Below are 2,418 nucleotides of genomic sequence, written 5' to 3' on the forward strand. Positions count from 1 at the left end.
CAGCCACACGCGGCTCGCAAGCGTCCGCTCCCACGGATCGAGCGTGTAGGGACGCGGCTGCGGCCCCTCGGCTTCCCCGGGCGGCGTCGCGGCATCGGAACGCTGGACGGCCCTGCGCGCGAGCGGCACGTCGTCGAGCGAGAGCAGCGCCGCGGACACGTGGCGCTCGATCAAGCCGCTGCGCGCGTGCAGCACGAACGACTCGTGCGGCAGCAGCAGGCTGCCCCGTGCGCCTTTCTTGTCGAGCGGCAGGCCCCGCATCGTGGCCAACGTGGCCGCCAACCGCTTCTCGGCCGCCCGCTTGCGCTTCGCCGGAAGCGCATCCCAATCGCCGGCCAGGACCGCATGCTCCTCGACGATGGCGCGGACGAGCAGCCGCTCGTCGCAGCAGCGCAACAGGGCCTGCAGCGAAGGAACCTGCTTGATGGAAAGCGCCTCGCGTTCCCAGGCGCTACCATCCGACATGACCGACCTCTTCCAGAAGCGCGAACGCTTCGGCGCACGGCATGACCACGGCGCATCGCAACGGGCGCGCGAGCATGCTTTCCTCTTCAACCTCCTCGTCGAACAGGGGAAACTCGGCCGAAACCCCCTCTCCCGGCCAATCAGACGCGAGGATGCGGCACAAAGGCAGCGCCTCGACGAGCACGAGCGTTTCAGGGTAGGAGCACGACGTTTGATTTCCGAATGCAGGCATAGCACGACACCTCGTTTACCGTGTTCCAGGGCGTGGGAGGATGCTCGATCCTGCAAGCGTGGTACGGATCGCGTGGAACACCGCGGTCATCTATGGGCTGCCCGTCCTTCGGGAGGCGTCGGGTTCAGCGCTTGCACTGGTTCTTTCGTTCGAGAACAGTATAGCATATGATACGAACATTTGTTTGTTAAATTATTCGAATAATCCCAGCAGATCGGACAGCTCGTCGCGCGAATGGATGTCGAGCTTGCGGTAGATATGGCGAATGTGCGTTTTGGCCGTGCCGTTCGCAATGAACAGCTCGCGCTCGATGGAGCCCACGGTCTTGCGCTGCGCCAGCAACAGCAGCACCTCTTCCTCGCGCGGCGACAGGCCGTACGAACGCGCCAGCTCCTGGCACCGGTTCGCCAGCTCTTGCTTCTTTACGATGGCCCGGTCGCCCGCCGTGCCATCCTCGCCCAGAAACGACACGCCCCAGCGGCTGGACAGCTCCTTTTCCGAGAAGAGGATCATCGTGGCTGCCACCACGAGGATGACCACGAGCCCGCTGACGACGGCATCCGATCCGGCCAGTCCGAACGACGGCGCGCCCAACAGCTGCTCGGTCTGGCGTCCGAACAGGGTAAACAACGCACGCACGCCGCGCTCGATGCCGAACAGCCACACGGCCGACATCCCGTAGCGATAGCACAGGTTAGCCATGATGAGCATGATGAGGATGGAGAACGCGGTGTAGGACGCACTCGTGCAGAAATCGGACGCGGCCTGCCCCAGGACGCCCACGTTCGGCAAGATGAGGAAAGCCGCCACCATGAGCGGCAACGCGATGCGGTAGATCACACCGAAGTCGAATTTGCCGCCGCGCGCTATGACGCCGACGAACACGATAGCGGCCACCGCCAGCGTGCCGAACGCCGAATGCGGGCCGAACGTCGACTGGTACATCGACGATTCCTTCAGCCCGTACGCGAACGCGTAGATGGCCATGAGCAGCACGATCTTCCAAGGGAACGAAAACTTCGACGGCTTGGCGCGCGGAAGCTCGCCGGAAGGCAACGAGCGGAACCCCGCCGCGCAGGCGGCAAGCGACACGACGGGCAGCACGAGCACGACGGCGCCGAGCCACGGTAACAGCAAGCCTCTGCACAAATAAATGAGGAGCGCCGCCACGATCATGGACGCCGAATAGTACAGCGCGACGCGAAACGGATTGAGACAGCCGTACAGTTCCGACCACAGCAGAATGACGAGCGCGATGCCAAACCCGCCCAACAGCACCGCCGGCACGGCAAGCGCATCCGCCGACCTCGGTATCCAGATGGACGCGAACATGCACAGCGTGGACACCGTAAGCGCAACGCCGGACACGGCGTACAACGAGCGCTTTCCGAACAGCGGGCCGATACGCTTGGCAAGGGCGGCGCACAAAAACATCGTGGCTATCATCACGAGATCGAACGCGTCGTGACCCGCGACAGCAGCTGCGGGGAACTCGACGAACGAGCCCACGAACACGATCTCGATCCACGCACGGTACACGCCCAGCCCGAGGAAGAACAGCGGGATGGACGGCAGCCACGGCAGCAATGGACCCGGCGCCCGTGCGCCCGCAACGGTGCCGTCCTCGCACGCGGGCGCGTCGGCCTTCCGCACGCCGACCGCTTCGTCGTCCGCGAAGCGAAGCTCCGCATCCTCCTGGGATCGATCGAGCGTCCCGGATC

The 2,418-nt window shown here is 64.7% G+C and carries 2 protein-coding genes and 1 pseudogene; all 3 read right to left on the bottom strand.

The window, feature by feature from the left end:
- A pseudogene (locus tag ACMO6A_RS12380) lies at positions 1–465 on the bottom strand (hypothetical protein); the annotation flags it as partial.
- On the bottom strand, positions 452–697 hold the full coding sequence (locus ACMO6A_RS12385) for a hypothetical protein (protein ID WP_009608764.1): 246 nt from the start codon (positions 695–697) through the stop codon (positions 452–454). The pseudogene ACMO6A_RS12380 and the gene ACMO6A_RS12385, both read right to left, overlap by 14 nt.
- Positions 698–889: 192 nt before the next feature.
- Positions 890–2,418, bottom strand: a 1,529-nt coding sequence (locus ACMO6A_RS12390; protein ID WP_418471342.1) for a response regulator transcription factor, incomplete at its 5' end; no start/stop codon positions are given.

The organism is Eggerthella sp., assembly GCF_048329335.1.
Lineage (GTDB): Bacteria > Actinomycetota > Coriobacteriia > Coriobacteriales > Eggerthellaceae > Eggerthella > Eggerthella lenta.